This window comes from Jiangella alkaliphila (assembly GCF_900105925.1).
GTDB lineage: Bacteria > Actinomycetota > Actinomycetes > Jiangellales > Jiangellaceae > Jiangella > Jiangella alkaliphila.
Map to the genome: position 1 here is coordinate 5,837,907 of NZ_LT629791.1, position 19,119 is coordinate 5,857,025.

The following is a 19,119-nucleotide window of genomic DNA, read 5'->3' on the forward strand; positions in this document are numbered from 1 at the left end:
GGTATTGACGCGGGTCTGACCGGCCGGCTCCTGTTGGGCACCGTGCCTGGCGTGCTGTTGGGGCGACCTTCCGGGTCTTCGCTGCCCTTGGTGATGAAGTGGCGCGTGCCTTGGCGATCGTGCTGTTGGCGCCGACTGGATATGCGCTGCTCAGGCCACGATCCCGGGCTGCACCGGGACCCGTTGCGCGCTGGGTCGCGGGCCATCAGAGTCTGGCGGCGTTCGTCGTTGGGTGCGTGGGCGGCGTCTACGGAATCGGTGGAGGCTCGATCCTCTCGCCGCTTCTGGTCGCGGGCGGGCTCTCGGTCGCGGTGGTGGCGCCTTCGGCGCTGGCCTGTACGTGGGTCACCTCAGTGATCGGGGCGCTGGGGTTCGTAGCGTTGTCGCTGGTGGCCTCTGGCGCGGTGGCTCCTGCGTGGGGCATCGGGCTCGCGTGCGGGGCCGGTGGCTTGGCCGGCGGCTATCTCGGTGCCGCCCTTCAACCACGTATCCCTGAAGGGATCCTCCGGCAGGCCCTGGGCGTTGCCGCGGTGGGCATCGCTGCGGCGTATGCGGTGCAGGTCTTCAGCTGATCGGCGCGGCAGCCGGAAGGTTCGTCGGCCGGCTTCACTGTTCGCCGTCGGAGTCGTCGCGGCTGTGGGCCGTTTCACCTGGGCTGGGCTGGAAGGTCTGCGAGTAACGGATCGGGGTCTCGATGCTGAGCCCGAACAGGTCGCAAGACAATGCCGCGATTCTTTCAGGATTCCTGAAATCCGGTCAGGAATCTGTGCGCGCCGGTCTGGGTGGGGGGGTGGTCACGTACCGGCGATTCCGGCAAGGCGACGAAGCGCCTGAAGACCGTCAGGTGTGCCCGGCCAGTGCCGATCTAACGCCTCCGGGCCAGCGCGACGAGTCACCGAGCGCAGGGCGATCGCAACGACCACCGCGTCGTCGGCATAGCCGATCACCGGAATGAAGTCGGGAACGAGGTCGATCGGCATCAGCAGGTAGCCCAGCAGCAGCCATAACCGCACCCGGACTCCCCGCGGGAGCGTGGAGTCACCGGCCAGACGCCGCAGCAGCCGGATCAGGTCCGGCAACAGCCGCAGCGCGTCCCGAGCCCCGAGCTCATCGGGCCGGCTCCGCCACAGGGCGGCCAGGAGGAGGAGCCACAACAAGAGCAGCCCGCCAACGACTCCCAACGCCAGCGACCACCAGGACCAGCTCACCAACTCATTGTCTCCTGCGCGACGTCGGAGGCAGCGTCTCGGCCATCCGACCAGGCCGCGGTGACGTCTCCCCACCTGCATCTCATGAGCAGCCCAGCAGAGACATGGCCAAACGAACTCGCGAGACTTGGGACAAGCCACGACGCAGGTGCACCATGAGCGACGACCCTTCGGTGCGGACCTGGGACCTCCCGATCGTGCGCGCGCTGGATAAGGTCGAAACGCTCGCCGAGTTCGAGCCCGACCGGGTGGAATGGGACCAGTTCCGGTTCTGGGGATGGAGACCGGACCGCCGGATGGACATGGTCTCGATCTACGCCTTCCCGCCCCCAGCCCGGGTCCCGACGTTCGTGCGGTTCGCCGTCGACGAGGATGGATTCACGGTCACCGGTCCCGCGCACCGCGCCCTGACCGTCAACGACGTGGCGCACCGGCTCGCCGTGCCCATCCAAAGCGCCGAGCTGGCCGTCGCGACCCTGCATGCGGCACTCGCCGCAGCGCTGACGGAATGGAACGCCGCCCACGCCGCTCGAGCGATCCAGCTGGCGGTCGGCCCGCCGCGCCAGGCCCTCCGGCCGGGCCGCCATTGCGGCCCGGAAGCCCAGACTCCCCCGCCGGGCATCGGCCTGTAGTCCGCACCGCTCCGCGCCCGGGTCGGGCACAGCGCGCGACTGCGGGGCGCCTCCCGGCGCGGATGCGGGCCGCCCCGGCCAGCGTTCCCCGGCTGTTGGGGCGTGCGGACCACCTGGCAGAGGTGGAGCAGCCCAGGAAGCCCAGTCCGTCGGCCAGCACCGTCCGAGCGGTGACGGCTCGTGATGCCGCATGACCGGCCCGCCGCGCGACGACGAGCCAGGCCGAGCCACGCCGCCGGTCCTGCCGCACGTGGTCGTCACTGTCACCGACGACGAGACCGGCACGCTGGAGGTCGTCGTCGACGGACAGCCCGTGCCGCCGCCCACGCGGCAGGGGTGGCGGCGCGACGACCTCGCCTCGATCCTCGACACCCTCACCAGTCAGCGGGACCAGCCGCTGCGGGTGGACGTCCGCGAGAGCGACGGATCGACGTTCACCGACATCCTCACCCCACCCCGCCGACCTGTTGCCTCGAGCGGCACGTCGGCGACGGAGGCGGGCGGGTTCCGCGGCATCGTGACCGGGTCCGGGTTCATCCCCGTGGAACAGGTCACCGTCGCCGTCGCGGTGCTCACCACCAGCGCCGGCCCTACCGGGACCGTGCGGGCCTGGCTCAGCCTCGCCCACACCACCCAACCCGCCGGTGAGGTCGTCCTGATCGGGCGGATCTCCGGCACCGTCACCACCGCCACCCGCAGCGAACCCAGCGAGCCCGGCGAGACCGGTGACCCCGCCGCGCGGTGACCGCGCCGGCACCGACACGCTGACCAACCTCGCCCTGGCCGTCCTGGCCGGGCTCGCGGTCATCGTGCTGGTGCTGCGCGCCACCGGCAACCTCACCGCCCTCCTCACCGGCGCCCCGCAGCCGACCGCCGGACCCGGCGACGTCGTCGGGGTGCTCACCGACCCCGCCGACCCGGGCCGCGCGCTAGGCACACCCGGCCTCAACCCGGTCGTCTACTGGGCCCTCACCGGGGCCGTGCTGACCGGCCTCGCCGTCGCGGCGTGGTGGCTGCGCCGCTGGACCACCAACCAGCACCAGCGCGCGCGGGCCGATCCGCGGCGACTGGCTGGGACCGCGACCCGGGCCGAGGTCGCCCGGCACGCCTCGGCCGAAGCGCTGACCCGCCGCGGCGCCACCCTGCGCCCCTCACTCCAGCAGCCCCGCCCGGGGGATCTCGGGTATCAGCTGGGCCGCGCCCACGGCCGCCCGGTGTGGGCCAGCGTCGAGGACTCCATCCTGCTGATCGGGCCGCCACGCTCCGGCAAGGGCCTGCACCTGGTCATCAACGCCATCCTCGACGCGCCCGGCGCGGTCGTGACCACCTCCACCCGCCCGGACAACATCACCGTGACCTTGCGCGCCCGCGAACGCTTCGGCCCCGTCGCGGTCTTCGACCCCCAACAACTTGCCCCCGGGCTCCCGGCGGGGCTGCGCTGGTCGCCTGTGCGGGGCTGCGACGACCCGCTGACGGCGATGATCCGCGCCACCGGGCTGGCCGCCGCCACCGGCCTGGGTGGCGGCGGAGTCGACAACGGCGGCTTCTGGGAGGCCAAGACCCGCACCGCGCTCCAGGCGCTGCTCCACGCCGCCGCGCTAGACCACAGGTCACCGGCCGACCTGTTCCGCTGGACCCTCGACCCCAGCGCCGCGTCCGATGCGGTCGCCGTCCTGCACGCCCACTCGGGCGCCGCTACCGGCTGGGCCGACTCCCTCGACGCCATGATCGCAGCCGACCCCCGTACCCGCGACTCCATCTGGCAAGGGGTCTCCCTCGCCCTGTCCGCGCTGGCCGACCCGCGCGTCCTCGACGCCGTCACACCCCGCCCAGGCGAGCACTTCGACCCCGCCACGTTCCTGAGTCAGCGGGGCACCGTCTACCTGCTCGCCACCGGTGCCGGGGCCGGGGCCTCCTCGGCTCTCGTTGCGGCGTTCGTGGAGGACCTAGTCGAAACCGCGCGGCGTCTCGCCGCCCGCTCCCCCGGCGCCCGGCTCGACCCGCCGCTGCTGCTCGCGCTCGACGAGATCGGCAACCTCGCCCCGCTCCCGTCGCTGCCGGTTCTGATGGCTGAAGGCGGCGGGTCCGGGATCACCACCCTGCCCGTGCTGCAATCCATGGCCCAGGCCCGCACCAAATGGGGCGACAACGCCGCCGGCGCGATCTGGGACGCCGCCATCGTCAAACTCATCCTCGGAGGCGCGTCCAACAGCCGTGATCTCCAAGACCTCGCCGTGCTCATCGGCGACCGCGACGAATACACCGGCTCCACCACGATCGACGCCCACGGCGGCCGCTCCAACCAGCAATCCATCCGCCGCGTCCCCATCCTCCCGCCCGACCAGCTGCGCACGCTGCCCTTCGGCACCGGCATCACCATCCTGCGCACCGCACCACCGATCATCACCGACCTGCGCGCCTGGACCGCCCGCCGCGACGGCCAGCGGCTGGCCGCCGACCAGGCCGCCGTCGAGGCCGCCCTGCGCGATGGTGGAACGAACCGTCTACCTCCCCAATGAGGACGCCGCCCCGCGAGAAGGGGCGGCTCGTACGCCGGGAGGTCCACCGTGGCGATCAAGACCATGCAGTCCATCAACGGGTTCATCGCATCCGATCCCCAGCTCACCTTCCCCAACGGGAGGTCCCGCCTCTACGTCCGGATCGGCATCAACCACGCCGAACGCATCGAGGGCGGATACCGGGATCTCGAGCCCACGTTCCACGACCTGGTGATGTTCGGGAAGTCCGCAGAACGCGCCCACGAGATGCTCCGCAGGGGCGACAACTTCATCGCCCAAGGCTCCGTCCAGACCTACGACAGCGTCGTCGACGGGGAGGAGCAGGAGACCGAACAGTTCGTCGCCAAACGCATCGGCCACGACATCAACCTCACCACCTACACCGTGCAACGCAAACGCGCCACCACCCAGCAAACCCCCGGCCAGCAGGCGCCCACCACCGCAGCGCCCGGCGCCGCCACCCAGCAGCGGCAACTGCCGCCTCCAGCGCCTCCGCCGCCTCCGCCGCAGCCCGACACGATGAGCCGCTGAGCAGGCGGATGAGCCGCCATGAACGACCACACCGGCGACTCCGGCGACCCGGACGACACCTGGGAGGAGCCCTCGCCGGCCCGCGCCAGGGTCGTCGACTGGCGCCGGCTCGGCGCGGATGAGGCGGAGCACGAATGGCTCGCCCTCAACGCGTGGGTGAACTGGCTACGTCGCGAGTTCGGATTGCCCGCGCAGGTGATCCCGCCGGCCTGGCACCGCCACCCCGAGCTGGTCTGGGAACTGTCCGCGCTGCACCAACACTGGCTCAACGCCTACGACCCCGCCCAGCACGCGTCGGCCCCCGTCGGCTGGCTCGCCGACTTCCATGCCGCGCGGCACCGGTTGCGCGACTGGGTCGCCGCCTCCGGCACCCGCCTCGACCGCGACCGCCCCACCCGCATCACCACCTGGCCCGGAGAAGACCCCACCGATCCACCAGAAGACATCCCGATCACGCACCGCGACCGCGACTTCATCGCCTTCGTCCTCGCCGACGTCCGACGCCGCCGCGATGTCTGAATCGTGACATGACGTCTCACTCCATGCGTGACGGCCCGAGTCGCGCCACAAGGTGTCGACGCAAGGGCTCTGCGAACGAGCCGGCAACATGTCCGACCGCTCCTGGAGAAGCCACACTGCCGTTTACACTTGCGGGCCTGGATGGGGAGCCTCAAGGCTCCGGCGCGCCAACTGCTGCATCGGTAGCCTCAATCGTGGATTCTGACGGCTACGACGCATTCGCGGCGGGGTGGCACGCCGGCCTTGCGCGGCGCGCCACCCATCCCTTCGGCGCCGAGCTCCTCAACGACGTTGCGATGATGCTCGAGGCGAGCCGGCGCACGACGCGTACTACTGAGCCGGCAAGATCAACATCCGATCTTCAACCGAATCCCGACCAGAACGAACCTCGATCCGGTCGATGACGCGGCGCAGGTAGTTGCGCTTCTCGCTGATCTCCAGTGATGGCCATGCGGCTATGACCCGGGCCCCATCGTTGATCGGTGGCTCCGCTGTAGTGAGCGCATCGAGTCGCTGCTGCAGCTCATCAATACGGCGCTGCACATCTTTGACCAGCCCGAGCAGCACCGTCACCATTGAGCCGCGATATGTCGGAGTTCCCTGCTTGCCGATCAGCATGCTCCGTTCGGTCTTGGCCTCGTCCAGGCGGGCGAGGACTGCTTCGATCTCCCGATTGCCGTCAGCGGCGCGACGGCGCGCAACCGCCCGGCCTAGCGCGGGATCGGTGAGCTGAGCGAAGAACCATCCGAGTACGTACGCTTCGGCCTTCGCCGCGCCGATGGAGCACCCGGTCGGGCAGGTCCCGGGGCCCATCCTGCGGTTCGCAAGGCACCAGTAGGTGTAGTCGCGCCTCTTGTCCCCTGCGGCATTGATATGGGTCTTGTGGTGACAGTAGAGGCGCCCGCCACACAGGCAGAAGCACAGACCTGTCAGGAGCCACGGATGTGACCCCCAGGGCCGGCGGGTACCTGAGGTCTTGGCCCGGTTCAAGGCTTGACGGACTTTGAACCATGTCGCCAGATCGCATACCGGCTCGTGGGCGATGATCGGGTTGCCGTGCCTGTCCCTAACGACATAGTCCAGTAGTTCGAGCTTCACTCCCCTGCGATGCTCGGGTACCTTGCGCATCCTGTACCCAACCATTCGCGGCGAGATCAGTGCGCGATAGATCGTTGGTTCATATAGGAGCGCGCCGGATGAGGTCGTGATGCCGTAGTGATCCCGCCAGTGCCTTGCGACCTGGTCGATGCTCTTGCCTGCGAGGACCATCGACGTCGCATCCTTCAGCGCTGGGAACTCCACGGGATGCGGCACTAGCCGGACCCCGGTCCGCCCGAAGCGGTCGGTCACGCGCGGCCCGCGCATCCATCCCAGCGGCACGGTCCCACCGTGAAAGAACCCTGCCTCGGCGAGATGCTGCTTCGCCGCAAGCTGCCGCTCGCTCATGGTGTCTGTCTCGACCTCAGCAAGCAGTGCCTTGACCCCAGTGACGAGCTTCGCGCCCGCCGAGGCCGAGTTCAGCTCGTCGGCTGAGTCCTGGTGCGAGATCAGGTACACGCCGCGCGACTGACACTCGCCGATCCACTCCAAGCACTTCGTCGCGATCCGGCTCGTCCGATCCAGCTTCCAGAAGGCGACTGCTCGCACGACTCCAGCCCGGATGTCGTCATTCAGACGACGCCAACCCTTGCGACTGCGCACCGCAGACTTGCTGGCTGAATCGTTGTCGATGTACTCGCCCATCACGGTCCACCGGCCTTCCGCAGCGAGCTTCCGCAGCAGATCGACGCGGTGCCGCTCGATGGCGTCGGCACCGTCCCGGTGGTAACGCGATAGGCGCAGGTACAAGTAGATCGGCTCAGTGCCCTCCAACGGCTCCCGCGGACCCGTGTGAGCGAACGCCGGATACGACACTCGCCGCGAAGGACGGCCAGGACGAGCGTTCCTGCCCGGAACCCTGGACACCGACATGCGATGACCTCCTCTGCTCAAGGAGGTGCACTTCAGATCTCACGACTCGTCCAGGAAGAGGACGCCGCGGTGTGCCAGGCTGGCCGCACCGGGATGCGGCACCCGGCTCCCGCCGCCGACGATCGACACGAGTGACGAGGTGTGGTGCGGGTCGACGAACGGCGGCCGGACGATCAGCGGCCGGCCCGGCGGCAGCACTCCGGCGATCGAGTGGATCGACGTGACCTCGAGCGACTCGTCGATCGACAGGTCGGGCAGCAACGACGGCAGCCGCCGGGCCAGCATGGTCTTCCCGGAACCCGGTGTGCCGGAGAGCAACAGGTGGTGGTGCCCGGCGGCGGCGATCTCGACCGCCCTTCTCGGCACGTCCTGGCCGGCCACGTCGGCGAGGTCGAGCGTCTCGTCGGCGGCAGGAGCGAGCGCATCGGACGTCTCGTCGAGCTCGTCGCGCGGCTCGTCCGGGATCTCGGTGCCGCGGAGGTGGGCGAGCACCTGGCGTAGCGATCGCGCGCCGAACACCCGCATGCCGGGGATCAGCCGCGCCTCGGCGGCGTTGGCCGCGGGGACGACGGCGCGCGTCAGGCCCGCACGGTCGGCGGCCAGCACGGCCGGCAGAACGCCGCGGACCGGCCGCAGCCGTCCGTCCAGCGCCAGCTCGCCGAGGAACAGCACGCCGTCGACGGCGGCCGGCGGCACCTCCTCGGCCGCCGACAGGATGGCAACGGCGACGCCGAGGTCGAAGTGGCTGCCGCGCTTGGGCAGCGCCGCGGGCGACAGGCTCACGGTGATCCGCTGCAGCGGCCACGACTCGCGGCTGGACAGGACAGCGGCGCGCACCCGGTCGCGCGACTCGTACAACGACGCGTCCGGCAGCCCGACCAGCGAGAACCCGGGCATGCCGCCGATGTGCACCTCGATGTCGACGACCGTGCCACGGACGCCGACGATCGCCACGCTGTGGCAGCGCGCCAGCCGGGTCATTGCGCACCTCGCACGTGGACGATCTGCGGATCGCCGTGGCGGCGCCGGTGCACCGCGATGACGTCGACCCTGAGCTCGGCGCCCGCGCGGCCGGCCTCGTCGCGCCAGCGCAGGGCGAGGCGGTACAGCCGGGCCAGCTTCTCCGGCGTGACGGCCTCGAGGCCAGATCCGTAACCCAGGCCGCTGCGCGTCTTGACCTCACACACGACGACGGTGGCGCCGTCGAGCGCGACGATGTCGATCTCGCCGATGTCGCAGCGCCAGTTGCGTTCGAGCACGACGAACCCGGCGTGCTCCAGATGCGTGACGGCGACCTGTTCGCCGTAGATGCCGACGTTGTCCTTGAGTCGCATCGGCCTCACCTCCCGCCACGAGCCTTGCCGGATCGGGCGGGAGGTTCGACCGCGAAATCGCGGAATGTGGACAGCGGGCAGAATTGGTGGTGCCTGTGGACGAACGGCCGGAGCGGCCGGAGCGGCCAGAACGCGTCAGGTCTTGGGGATCTCCAGGTCGCTCTTGGCCAGCTCCTCGACGTTGACGTCCTTGAAGGTGACGACCTTGACGTTCTTGACGAAGCGGGCCGGACGGTACATGTCCCACACCCAGGCGTCGCTCATGGTGACCTCGAAGTAGACGTCGCCGCCCTCGCCGCGCACCTGGAAGTCGACGTTGTTCGTGAGGTAGAACCGCCGCTCGGTCTCCACCACGTACGAGAACAGGCCGACCACGTCGCGGTACTCGCGGTAGAGCGAGAGCTCCATCTCGGTCTCGTACTTCTCGAGATCCTCAGCACTCATAGGTCGGGTTCCCCTTTCCAGCCTTCGTCTCCAAGGGATACCACGCGCGCGACGTTGGCGTAGGACCGACGGTGAACCGGGCTCGGCCCGTGCGCCGACAGCGCCTGCTGATGCTCGTCCGTCACGTAGCCCTTGTGCGCGTCGAACCCGTAGTCGGGCCATTGTTCGTGCAGCTCACACATGATGCGGTCGCGGGTGACCTTGGCGATGACCGACGCGGCGGCGATGCAGGCCGCGACCTGGTCGCCTTTCCACATGGCGAGGCCCGGCACGCCCAGCCCGGTGACCGGGAAGCCGTCCGTCAGCACGTACGACGGGGCGGGCTCGAGGCGGGCGAGGGCGCGGCGCATGGCGATGATGTTGCTGCGGTGCAGCCCGACGCGGTCGACCTCGTCGGGCGGGACGATGATGACGGACCAGGCGGCGGCGCGAGCGACGACCTGGTCGTAGGCGCGTTCGCGGGCGGCCGGCGTGAGCAGCTTGGAGTCGGCCAGCCCGGGCACCTCACCACGCTTCCCCGGCGCCAGCACGGCCGCCCCGACGACCAGCGGGCCTGCGCAGGCGCCCCGGCCGGCCTCGTCGGTCCCCGCGACCGGCGTGAACCCGGTCCGGGCCAGCGTGCGCTCATAGGCGTACAGTCCGGCGTCACGCCGGACCGGGATGCGTCGTCGGGCGAGTGTGGGCATAGGGCTCAGGGTTCGGGGACGTCGTCGAACGCGTTGTCGTCGCCGACGCCGGCCCACCGGGCGAACGGCCAGGCGATCGCGAACGCGCGCCCCACGACCAGGTCCTCGGAGAACGTCCCGTGGATGCGGGAGTCGCCGGAGTTGGAGCGGTGGTCGCCCATGACGAACAGCTCGCCGTCGGGGACGGTGCGCTCGAACTCGTTGAGCGACGGCGAGTCGCCGGGGTACAGGTAGGCGGTCTCGTCGATGGACGTGCCGTTGACGGTGATGTGCCCGGAGTCGTCGCAGCAGGCCACGGTGTCGCCGCCGACGCCGATGACCCGCTTGATCAGGTGCTCCTCGGAGTCGTCGGGCAGCACGCCGACGAACTCGAAGACGTCCTTGATGGCGCCGCCGACGCCGGAGCCGCCGGACGGGGCCTGGTCGCCGAGCCAGCGGTCGGGGTCCTCGAACACGACGACGTCGCCGCGGTGGATGTCACCGAACTGCAGGCTGATCTTCGACACCAGCACGCGGTCGCCGACCAGCAGGGTGTCTTCCATCGACCCGGACGGGATGAGGAACGCCTGGACGAGGAAGATCCGCACGATCGTGGCGATCAGCAAGGAGAGCGCCACCACGATGGCGGTCTCCTTGAAGAAGGCGGCCAGCCCGTTCCGAGAGCCGCCGCTGGCCGTCTCGGTGCCGTCGCCACCGCGACGCGGGCCCCCGTCGCCTTCCCGAGGCACGTTCTCCTCGGTCACGGCATCTCCCTGGGGTTTCCGGGGCGAGCCCGGCGAAGAGTCGAACGCTTCCGGTGGCACCTGAGCAACAATACGTGCCTCGGGCACGCTACCCGGCAGCGGTGCCGTGCCGTGCCACCGGGTTCCCCTTCGAGGGAGCGTCAGGCAGTCTCGCGCTTCTCGCGGATCTTGGCGGCCTTGCCACGCAGGTTGCGCAGGTAGTAGAGCTTCGCCCGGCGGACGTCGCCGCGGGTGACCAGCTCGATCTTCTCGATGACCGGGGTGTGCACCGGGAAGGTGCGCTCGACGCCGACGCCGAAGCTGACCTTGCGGACGGTGAACGTCTCGCGGATGCCCGAGCCCTGGCGGCGGATGACGACGCCCTGGAAGACCTGGATGCGGGACCGGTTGCCCTCGACGACGCGGACGTGGACCTTGAGGTTGTCGCCCGCGCGGAAGGCCGGGATGTCGTCGCGCAGCTGCGCGGAGTCGACGGAGTCGAGCAGGTGCATGATGTGTTCGCTCTCTCGCGGGCGCCACAGGTCGCCTGCGGATTCAGGTGCTGTCAGGGTCGGTGTGACCGGACGTTCGCGTCGGCGCTCCCCCTGTGGCAGGGGCGTCGCGAGCCGGGCACCAGCCGATCAGTCTGCCACAGACGGCGGCGGAACCGGAAACCCGGCCTCGTCGAGAACCTCCCGGTCACGCGCGTCCAGCGCCGCCGGATCGAGCTGGGCGACGAGGTCCGGACGGCGCTCGGCGGTGCGCCGCAGCGCCTGGTCGCGCCGCCACCGCGCGACGTTGCCGTGGTGGCCTGAGAGCAGCACCTCTGGGACGTCCAGCCCGCGCCATGTCGGCGGCTTGGTGTAGACGGGGTATTCGAGCAGGCCGTCGGCGCCGTGCGACTCCTCGACCAGCGACTCCGGATTCCCGACGACGCCGGGCAGCAGCCTCGCGACCGCCTCGACGACGACGAGCGCGGCGACCTCGCCGCCGTTGAGCACGTAGTCGCCCAGCGACAGCTCGGTGACGGGCATCCGGGTGGCGGCGTCGTCGACGAGGCGCGCGTCGATGCCCTCGTACCGCCCGCAGGCCAGCACCAGCCACGGCTCCGCGGCCAGCTCGTGGGCGATGTGCTGGGTGAACGGCCGGCCCGACGGCGTCGGCAGCAGCAGCCGCGGCACGCTGCCGGACGCGCCGGAGCCGATGACGTCGTCGAGCGCCGCGCCCCACACGTCGGGCTTCATCACCATGCCGGCGCCGCCGCCGTACGGGGTGTCGTCGACGGTGCGGTGCCGGTCGGCGGCCCAGTCGCGCAGGTCGTGGACACGCAGGTCGAGGACGCCGGCCTCGCGCGCCTTCCCGACCAGGGACAGGTCCAGGGGCGCGAGGTAGTCGGGGAAGATCGTGACGACGTCGATGCGCATACGAAGGATCAGTCCTCGAACAGTCCCGGCGGCGGGTCGACGACCACCCGCGACCCGGCGACGTCGACCTCAGGCACGATCTCGGTGACGAACGGGATCAGCGCCTCGCCGCCGGCCGTGCGCTCGATGGAAAGCAGGTCCTGGCTAGGCGCGTGGATGATCTCGCGCACGACGCCGAGCGGATCGCCGTCGACCCCGACGACGGCCAGCCCGACCAGCTGGTGGTCGAAGAACTCGTCGGGGTCGCCGGTCGTGGCGTCGTCGGGGATCTCGGCCACCAGCACGATGCCGCGCAGCCCCTCGGCGGCGGTGCGGTCGGCGACGCCGTCGAACGCGACCAGCAGCCGGCCGCTGTGCCAGCGGGACCCGAGGACTTTCAGCGGGCCCCGCCTGGCGGGTTCGGTGGCGAGCACGGCGCCGTCGGCGAACCGTTCGTCGGGCGTGTCGGTGCGCACGTCGACCGTGACCTCGCCGCGGACCCCGTGCGCGCGCCCGATGCGCCCGACGGTGACGATCACCGTGGCGTCAGCGCCCGTCGACGTCGACGAAGTCGATGCGGACACCGCCGTCGGACGACAGCGCCGCGACGACCGTGCGGAACGAGGTGGCCGTGCGGCCGCCGCGGCCGATGACCTTGCCGAGGTCGTCGGGGTGCACCCGGACCTCGAGCAGCCGGCCGCGGCGGAGCTGACGCGTGCGCACGCTGACCTCGTCGGGGTGGTCGACCACCCCGGCGACCAGGTGCTCCAGCGCCTCGGCCAGCATCAGGACTCGTCCGTGCTCGCCTCGGCGGCCGGCGCGTCGTCGGCCTTCGCCTCGGCGGCCGGCGCGTCGTCGGCCTTCGCCTCGGCGGCCGGCGCGTCGTCGGCCTTGGCCTCAGCGGCGGGAGCCTCGTCGGCCTTGGGCGCCTCGGCCTTCTTCTCGGCCTTCTTCTCCGCCTTCTTCTCGACCTTCTTCTCGGCCTTCGGCGCCTCGGCGGGCGCCTCAGCCTTCGCGGCGTCGTCGGCCTTCGCGGCGGCGTCCTCGGTCTTGGCCGCGGCCGCCTCGGCCTTCTTGGCGGCGGACTTCTTGGCCGGCTTCTTCCGCGGCGTGGTGGCCTCGGACCTCGGCTCGCCGTGCACCTCGGCCAGCGCGGCGTCGAACGCGACGCGCTTCTCGGGCTTCGGCTCGGCGACCTTGAGCGTGCCCTCGGCGCCCGGAAGGCCCTTGTGCTTCTGCCAGTCACCCGTGACCTTGAGGATCGCCAGCACCGGCTCGGTCGGCTGCGCGCCGACGCCCAGCCAGTACTGCGCGCGCTCGGAGTCGACCTTGATCAGGCTCGGCTCGGTCTTCGGGTTGTACAGGCCGATCTCCTCGATGGCCCGGCCGTCGCGCTTGGTACGCGAGTCGGCCACGACGATGCGGTAGTGCGGGGCGCGGATCTTGCCCATCCGCTTCAGCTTGATCTTGACAGCCACTGGGGTGGAGTCTCCTTGGAATGTTCACGCACGGGTGAGCCGCCGTCACTTGAGTGGGGCACCGGAGACGACGATTCGATGGATCCGGTGTTCGAGGGTGAGAGGGCCGCACGCACGCCGGTTCAGCAGGACATTGTGCCAGATGGCGGCACCCAGACCCAAACAGCCCTCTCCCTTGTGAGACTCATCCCTGCCTGGACCTCGCCGGTGGGCTTCGGAGACCTACACCGTCTGGGCGGCCGGCTCCTCCGTCTGGACGGTCTCGGGCGCCGCGACCCGGCGGGCGAGCAGGACGATCGCGCAGGTCAGGATCGTGACGGCCATGGCGGCGACGAGCAGCCGGTAGTCGACGGCGGAGATCAGCGCCGCGCCGGTGGCGGTCCCGACCACCTGCGGACCGTTGAGCGCCATGTTCGTCGCGGCGGACGTCCGGCCCTGCAGGCGGGGCGGGGTGAGCCGCTGCCGCAGCGTCACCATCGCGACGACCGCCCACACCACGCCCAGCCCCAGCACGGCGGCGCCGACCGACACGACGATGGTCGACGGCGCCAGCGCGACGCCCAGCCCCACGGCCACGACGGCCAGCCCGATGCCCACCGCGGCCCGCTCCCCCGTCCGCCTGATCAGCAATGACGCCGTCAACCCGCCGACGATCGAGCCGCCGCCCTGGATGCTGGACAGCACGCCGAAGAACTCGCTCGGCAGGCCCAGCCCGTCGACGATCGCGAACGCCGTCGAGTTGGCGAAACCGGTGATCGCGACCGCGATGCTCAGCAGCAGCATCAGGTCGGCCAGCTGGGGCGTGGCGCGCAGGTGCCGGAACCCGGCGGTCAGCTCGCGCCGGAACCCCTCGCGCTCCTCGACCGGCGTCGGCGGGCTCTCGTCGACGCGGACGGTCAGCAGCACCAGCGCCGCGATGACCAGCATCGACGCCGTCAGGACGGCCACCGCGCCCCCGCCGTACAGCGCGTAGACGCCGGCGCCGGCCAGCGGCGTGACCAGCCGCAATCCTTGGTCGAGCGTCGTGAGCAGCCCGTTCGCGCCGGCCAGCTCGTCGTCGTCGAGCAGGTCGCGCAGCAGCCCCGACTGCGCCGCCGCGGTGACGTAGCCGACCCAGCCGTACCCGAACGTGACCAGGTAGATCAGCCACATGTCGGCGGCGTCGTCGACGGCGAGCAGCGCCAGAACCCCGCCCGCCGCGACGACGTTGACGACGGCGACCAGCCGCTTGCGCGACAGGCGGTCGGCCAGCTGCCCGGCCAGCGGCGCCAGGAACACCGGCAGGCCGAGGGCCAGGAAGACCAGGCCGGCGGCGGCGTTGCTGCCGGTGAGGTCCTTGGCCCAGATCGCGACCGTGAGGTAGAGCGCGCTGTCGCCGAAGTTGCTGAACGTCCAGGCGACGGTGAGCCGGCGGAACGGCCGGCGGGCCAGCGCGGACGGCACCGGCTCAGGCCGCGGTGATCAGCCGGTTGACGCCGGGCCGGCCGGCCCGCGTCGCGTTGGCACGGCGGTCGAGCAGCGCGGCCAGCCGGGCGGACCGGTCGGCCCAGCGGCGTAACCGGCGGCTGCGGACGAGCGCGCGCCGGGCGCGGTCGTGGGCGGCGGACGCGCGGCGCTCGGCGTGCGGGTCATAGTGGACGCTGGGGTCGACGATCATGGCGGACTCCTACTGCTGGTCAGGGGTGGCGGCGGTGTGCGGATCGACGTCGGGGTCGGGGCTCAGCGCGCCGAGGAAGTGCACGACGCGGGCGCCGTCGGGCCGGGCCGAGCGGTCGCCGCGACGGTGCGCGAACCGCTCCGAGAGCTCATCCTGGAACTCGGCGAGCCGCTCGATCAGCTCGCTCAACTCCTCGCGCGTCATCCAGAACGAGGACGTGTTGATCACCATCGACTGCAGCCAGTCGGGCCCGAGCTCCGCGGCCCGGACGAGGGTCCGATGCAGCCGCGCCGCCTCGCGGTCGACGATCACCCGGGCGAATGCCGACGCCTCACGCACCGACTCGGGATTCTCGACGTCGGGCCCGATGGTGCGGCTGCGGCTGGCCAGGCGCCACGGCTTCTCCCGCCCGCGCTGCTCCCCCGGCTCGACGTAGCCGTACTTCGCCAGCATGCGCAGGTGGAACGAGCAACTGGCGACGCTCTCGCCGGTGCGCTCGGCGCACTCGGTGGCGGTCAGTTCGGCTTCGATGCCCAGGAGGTCCATGAGCTGGAGACGCAACGGGTGCGCGAGAGCCCGCATGGACTGCGGGCCGGTGATCTTCTGCTGCTCCGTGGGCATGAGGTAAAGGTATCTTGCTAAAGAGTTCTTTAGCAAGGGTTGTTGAGAAAGAGTTGTTGAGGAAGGTGGTTCGCTGGTGGGGTTTGCCGAGTTGGCCTGCCCCCTGCTGCTTTCGATGGTCGGGGGCCGCCCCAAAGATGGCCCCGGCCTCCAAGGCCCGCTGTGGTCCAGCTCCGCTGGCCACTCACCCTTCCTAGACGGCGTTCCGGCGACCGACTCCGCTGTTCGTCACCCTCCGCTGGCCGCCTGCGGGGGTTCTTCACCCGCCGCAGGTGCACCTCACCCGCCAGAAGTGCGCACCCGACCCCAACCGACCCCAGCACGCTTCCCAGGCGAGTGAGGTGCACCCCAAGCGAGTGAGGTGCCCCACCAACCCCGCCGGAAAGCGCTCACCCACGCCTCCGTTCCATGATCATCAAAGAAACGGTGCGCCCCGACGCCCCGAAACTTTGATGATCATGGAACGGGTGGAGCCAGCAGCGGCCAGCGAACCCGTCAGCCACAGCGGAGTCGGTCGCCAGAAGCGTGGCAACCGTGAGAGGCCGGCGGAGAGCGAACAGTCAGCGGGCCCGAAAGCCTGGGCCACTTTTCTCGGCCCCCTGATGCTGTGAGAACGAGGGCTGCGCCCTCGACCATCGAACAGCAGGGGGCCGAGGAACCAACGAGATCAACGAACGACGCGACCTCGAAGAACGATCCGAACCGGATCGAGCAGCGTCTCCGGCGACACCCGCGGATCCTCGGCGTAGACGCACAGGTCGGCGGGCGACCCCTCCTCGAGCAGCCCGCTCCCGCCCAGCAGGTACGACCGCGCCTTCCACGACGCGGCGGCGACGGCGTCGGGGGCGGGGATGCCGGCGGCGACGAACTCAAGCACCTCGCGGGCGATCAGGCCGTGCGGCAGCTGACCTCCGGCGTCGGTGCCGGCGAACACCGGCACGCCGGCGTCGAAGGCGTCGCGGACGTTCTGGTGGCGGCGCTCGTGCAGCGACCGCATGTGCGCAGCGTAGGCCGGGAACTTGGGCGCGCCCTGGTCGGCGAACTTGGGGAAGATGTCGACCAGCACCAGAGTCGGCACCAGCGCCACGCCCCGCTCGGCCATCGAGGCGACCAGGTCGGACGAGAGCCCCGACCCGTGCTCGATGCCGTCGATGCCGGCGCCGAGCAGGTCGGGCAGCGCGTCCTCGCCGAAGACGTGCGCCGTGACGCGGGCACCCAGCTCGTGCGCCCGCGCGATCGCCGCGTCCAGCGCCCACCGCGGCCAGCACGGCGACAGGTCGCCCTTGTCGCGGTCGATCCAGTCGCCGACCAGCTTCACCCAGCCGTCTCCGCGCCGAGCCTCCTGCTCGACGTAGGCGACGAGCTCCTCGGGCTCGATCTCCCAGCCGAAGTTGCGCAGGTAGCGCTTCGTGCGCGCGATGTGCCGGCCGGCCCGGACGATCCGCGGCAGATCGTCGCGCGAGTCGACCCAGCGGGTGTCGATGGGCGAACCGGCGTCACGCAGGAGGAGGACGCCGGCGTCGCGGTCGGTGAGCGCCTGCTGCTCGGCGACGTCGTCGGGGACGGCGCCGTCGGCGGCGATGCCGACGTGGCAGTGGAGGTCGACGAGGCCGGGGAGGATCCATCCCGACCCGACCGTCGTCGCACCGGGGACCGGGTCGAAGGTGACGACGCCGTCACGCACCCACACGTCGCGATGCTCGGCCTCGGGCAGGAGCACACCCCGCAGGTGCAGGGCCGGCGACCCGCTCACCGCCGCTTGAGGAACTGCGTGATGTCGTCGGGCAGCTCGAGGTTCCCGTCACCGTCGGGCGCGGACCCGCCGAACGCGGAGGGCAGCTCGCCTGGCTGCGGCTCGGCCGTGCGCTTCTCGTCGGCGGCGGCGAGCTGGGCGGCCCGCTTGGCCGGGTTGCCCGACCGGGCGCCGCGCTTGCCCTTCTTGCCCTGCTTCGGCTGCTTGCCCTTGCTCTTCTTGCCCCCGATGCTGGGCATCCCGGGGATGCCACCGGCCATGCCGGGCATGCCGGGCATCCCGCCCATGCCTCCGAGCTTGCCGCGGGCGGCCTGGCTCATCATCTCGCGGGCCATGAAGAACCGCTCGACGAGCTGGTTGACCTCGCTGACCTCGCGGCCGGAGCCCTTCGCGATGCGAGAGCGCCGCGAGCCGTTGATGATCTTCGGGTTGGCCCGCTCGCCCGGCGTCATGGAGTGGACGATCGCCTGCACGCGGTCGAGCTCGCGCTCATCGAACGCCTCGAGCGCCTCGCGCATCTGGCCGGCGCCGGGCAGCATGCCGAGCAGGCTCTTGAACGAGCCCATCTTCTTGATCGCCTGCATCTGCTGCAGGAAGTCGTCGAAGGTGAAGTCCTTGCCGCCCTTGGCCTGCAGCTTGCGGGCCATGTCCTCGGCCTGGTCGGCGTCGAAGGCCCGCTGCGCCTGCTCGATGAGCGTGAGCATGTCGCCGAGGTCGAGGATGCGCGAGGCCATCCGCTCGGGATGGAACACGTCGAAGTCGGTGAGCTTCTCGCCCGCCGACGCGAACATGACCGGCTTGCCCGTGACCGACGCGACTGACAGGGCGGCGCCGCCGCGGGCGTCGCCGTCGAGCTTGGTGAGGACCACGCCGTCGAAGCCGACGCCGTCCTGGAACGCCAGAGCGGTCGTGACGGCGTCCTGGCCGATCATGGCGTCGACGACGAACAGCGTCTCGTCGGGCTTGACGGCGTCGCGGATGTCCGCGGCCTGCTTCATCAGCTCTTCGTCGACGCCCAGCCGGCCGGCGGTGTCGACGACGACGACGTCGTAGAGCTTGCTGGTCGCCTGCTCGATGCTGGACTTCGCGACGGTGACCGGGTCGCCCACGCCGTTGCCCGGCTCGGGCGCCCACACGGCGACGCCGGCCCGCTCGCCGACCACCTGCAGCTGGGTGACGGCGTTGGGGCGCTGCAGGTCGGCGGCGACAAGCAGCGGCTGCTTGCCCTGCTCCTTGAGCCAGAGGGCGAGCTTGCCCGCGAGCGTCGTCTTACCGGCACCCTGCAGACCCGCGAGCATGATGACCGTCGGCGGCTGCTTGGCGAAGCGCAACCGGCGCGTCTCGCCGCCCAGGATGCGGACCAGCTCGTCGTTGACGATCTTGATGATCTGCTGGGCGGGGTTGAGCGCCTGGGAGACCTCCTCGCCCCGGGCGCGCTCGCGAACCGCCGCGATGAAGTCCTTGACCACCGGCAGCGCGACGTCGGCCTCGAGCAGCGCGACACGGATCTCGCGAGCGGTGGCGTCGATGTCGGCTTCGGAGAGACGACCCTTGCCACGGAGGTTCTTGAAGGTGGCGGTCAGGCGGTCGGAGAGGGTGGCGAACACGTCGGCTGGAGTCCTCGGGGTATAGGCAGCTGCA

22 protein-coding genes and 1 pseudogene are annotated in these 19,119 nt (G+C 70.9%); 6 read left to right on the forward strand and 17 right to left on the reverse strand.

Going from position 1 to position 19,119, the window contains the following annotated elements; genetic code table 11:
• Positions 1-119 precede the first annotated feature (119 nt).
• The gene (locus tag BLV05_RS37190; RefSeq protein ID WP_231948878.1) at positions 120-572 is read left to right on the forward strand and encodes a TSUP family transporter; all 453 of its coding nucleotides are present in this window, start codon (positions 120-122) and stop codon (positions 570-572) included.
• Positions 573-794: 222 nt separating this feature from the next.
• Here the strand turns inward: BLV05_RS37190 and BLV05_RS38275 are convergent, their stop codons facing one another.
• Positions 795-1,208: a YkvA family protein gene (locus BLV05_RS38275; RefSeq protein ID WP_046772407.1), complete on the reverse strand. Its 414-nt coding sequence runs from the start codon at positions 1,206-1,208 to the stop codon at positions 795-797.
• A gap of 155 nt (positions 1,209-1,363) precedes the next feature.
• Here BLV05_RS38275 and BLV05_RS26845 point away from each other — a divergent pair, with 155 nt between their 5' ends.
• The 5 genes from BLV05_RS26845 (at position 1,364) to BLV05_RS26865 (ending at position 5,409) form a co-directional block, all read left to right on the forward strand.
• Positions 1,364-1,840 (forward strand): hypothetical protein, encoded by a 477-nt coding sequence (locus BLV05_RS26845; protein ID WP_046772406.1) that lies wholly within the window; start codon positions 1,364-1,366, stop codon positions 1,838-1,840.
• A 190-nt stretch (positions 1,841-2,030) separates the two neighbouring features.
• Positions 2,031-2,585 carry a hypothetical protein gene (locus tag BLV05_RS26850; RefSeq protein WP_052763103.1) on the forward strand — a complete coding sequence of 185 codons (555 nt, stop codon included), beginning with the start codon at positions 2,031-2,033 and terminating at the stop codon, positions 2,583-2,585.
• Positions 2,566-4,359 carry a type IV secretory system conjugative DNA transfer family protein gene (locus BLV05_RS26855; protein ID WP_046772405.1) on the forward strand — a complete coding sequence of 598 codons (1,794 nt, stop codon included), beginning with the start codon at positions 2,566-2,568 and terminating at the stop codon, positions 4,357-4,359. The genes BLV05_RS26850 and BLV05_RS26855 overlap by 20 nt, the downstream gene beginning before the upstream one ends.
• A gap of 48 nt (positions 4,360-4,407) precedes the next feature.
• Positions 4,408-4,890, forward strand: a complete 483-nt coding sequence (locus tag BLV05_RS26860) for a single-stranded DNA-binding protein (RefSeq protein ID WP_046772404.1) — start codon at positions 4,408-4,410, stop codon at positions 4,888-4,890.
• A gap of 18 nt (positions 4,891-4,908) precedes the next feature.
• Positions 4,909-5,409 (forward strand): hypothetical protein, encoded by a 501-nt coding sequence (locus BLV05_RS26865; RefSeq protein WP_046772403.1) that lies wholly within the window; start codon positions 4,909-4,911, stop codon positions 5,407-5,409.
• 330 nt (positions 5,410-5,739) lie between these two features.
• Here the strand turns inward: BLV05_RS26865 and BLV05_RS26870 are convergent, their stop codons facing one another.
• The 16 genes and pseudogenes from BLV05_RS26870 to ffh all read right to left on the reverse strand — a co-directional run bounded on the left by BLV05_RS26870 (position 5,740) and on the right by ffh (position 19,085).
• Positions 5,740-7,281, reverse strand: coding sequence for a recombinase family protein (locus BLV05_RS26870; RefSeq protein ID WP_197683338.1), 1,542 nt, complete (start codon positions 7,279-7,281; stop codon positions 5,740-5,742).
• Between the two features lie 138 nt (positions 7,282-7,419).
• Positions 7,420-8,361, reverse strand: a complete 942-nt coding sequence (locus BLV05_RS26875) for a YifB family Mg chelatase-like AAA ATPase (RefSeq protein ID WP_046772432.1) — start codon at positions 8,359-8,361, stop codon at positions 7,420-7,422.
• Positions 8,358-8,714, reverse strand: coding sequence for a YraN family protein (locus tag BLV05_RS26880; RefSeq protein WP_046772401.1), 357 nt, complete (start codon positions 8,712-8,714; stop codon positions 8,358-8,360). The genes BLV05_RS26875 and BLV05_RS26880 overlap by 4 nt, the downstream gene beginning before the upstream one ends.
• A gap of 135 nt (positions 8,715-8,849) precedes the next feature.
• Positions 8,850-9,158: a DUF2469 domain-containing protein gene (locus BLV05_RS26885; protein WP_046772400.1), complete on the reverse strand. Its 309-nt coding sequence runs from the start codon at positions 9,156-9,158 to the stop codon at positions 8,850-8,852.
• A complete protein-coding gene (locus tag BLV05_RS26890; protein WP_046772399.1) occupies positions 9,155-9,844 on the reverse strand; it encodes a ribonuclease HII in 690 nt (229 codons plus the stop codon). Before BLV05_RS26890 ends, BLV05_RS26885 begins: the two co-directional genes overlap by 4 nt.
• A 5-nt stretch (positions 9,845-9,849) precedes the next feature.
• On the reverse strand, positions 9,850-10,587 hold the full coding sequence (lepB, locus tag BLV05_RS36700) for a signal peptidase I (protein WP_046772398.1): 738 nt from the start codon (positions 10,585-10,587) through the stop codon (positions 9,850-9,852).
• 140 nt (positions 10,588-10,727) lie between these two features.
• Positions 10,728-11,081 carry a 50S ribosomal protein L19 gene (gene rplS, locus BLV05_RS36705; protein ID WP_046772397.1) on the reverse strand — a complete coding sequence of 118 codons (354 nt, stop codon included), beginning with the start codon at positions 11,079-11,081 and terminating at the stop codon, positions 10,728-10,730.
• A 126-nt stretch (positions 11,082-11,207) separates the two neighbouring features.
• Positions 11,208-11,990, reverse strand: coding sequence for a tRNA (guanosine(37)-N1)-methyltransferase TrmD (trmD, locus tag BLV05_RS26905; RefSeq protein WP_046772396.1), 783 nt, complete (start codon positions 11,988-11,990; stop codon positions 11,208-11,210).
• 8 nt (positions 11,991-11,998) lie between these two features.
• The gene (gene rimM, locus BLV05_RS26910) at positions 11,999-12,508 is read right to left on the reverse strand and encodes a ribosome maturation factor RimM (RefSeq protein ID WP_046772395.1); all 510 of its coding nucleotides are present in this window, start codon (positions 12,506-12,508) and stop codon (positions 11,999-12,001) included.
• A gap of 7 nt (positions 12,509-12,515) precedes the next feature.
• Positions 12,516-12,755 (reverse strand): RNA-binding protein, encoded by a 240-nt coding sequence (locus BLV05_RS26915; RefSeq protein WP_046772394.1) that lies wholly within the window; start codon positions 12,753-12,755, stop codon positions 12,516-12,518.
• Between the two features lie 179 nt (positions 12,756-12,934).
• Positions 12,935-13,447 (reverse strand): annotated as a pseudogene (gene rpsP / locus BLV05_RS26920) (30S ribosomal protein S16); the annotation flags it as partial.
• Between the two features lie 222 nt (positions 13,448-13,669).
• Positions 13,670-14,890, reverse strand: a complete 1,221-nt coding sequence (locus BLV05_RS26925; RefSeq protein ID WP_052763102.1) for an MFS transporter — start codon at positions 14,888-14,890, stop codon at positions 13,670-13,672.
• A gap of 4 nt (positions 14,891-14,894) precedes the next feature.
• A complete protein-coding gene (locus tag BLV05_RS26930) occupies positions 14,895-15,104 on the reverse strand; it encodes a hypothetical protein (RefSeq protein ID WP_046772392.1) in 210 nt (69 codons plus the stop codon).
• 9 nt (positions 15,105-15,113) lie between these two features.
• Positions 15,114-15,725 (reverse strand): ArsR/SmtB family transcription factor, encoded by a 612-nt coding sequence (locus tag BLV05_RS26935; RefSeq protein ID WP_046772391.1) that lies wholly within the window; start codon positions 15,723-15,725, stop codon positions 15,114-15,116.
• A 667-nt stretch (positions 15,726-16,392) separates the two neighbouring features.
• Positions 16,393-17,478: an amidohydrolase family protein gene (locus BLV05_RS26940; protein ID WP_046772390.1), complete on the reverse strand. Its 1,086-nt coding sequence runs from the start codon at positions 17,476-17,478 to the stop codon at positions 16,393-16,395.
• Positions 17,475-19,085 carry a signal recognition particle protein gene (gene ffh, locus BLV05_RS26945; protein ID WP_046772389.1) on the reverse strand — a complete coding sequence of 537 codons (1,611 nt, stop codon included), beginning with the start codon at positions 19,083-19,085 and terminating at the stop codon, positions 17,475-17,477. The genes BLV05_RS26940 and ffh overlap by 4 nt, the downstream gene beginning before the upstream one ends.
• Between the last annotated feature and the right edge of the window lie 34 nt (positions 19,086-19,119).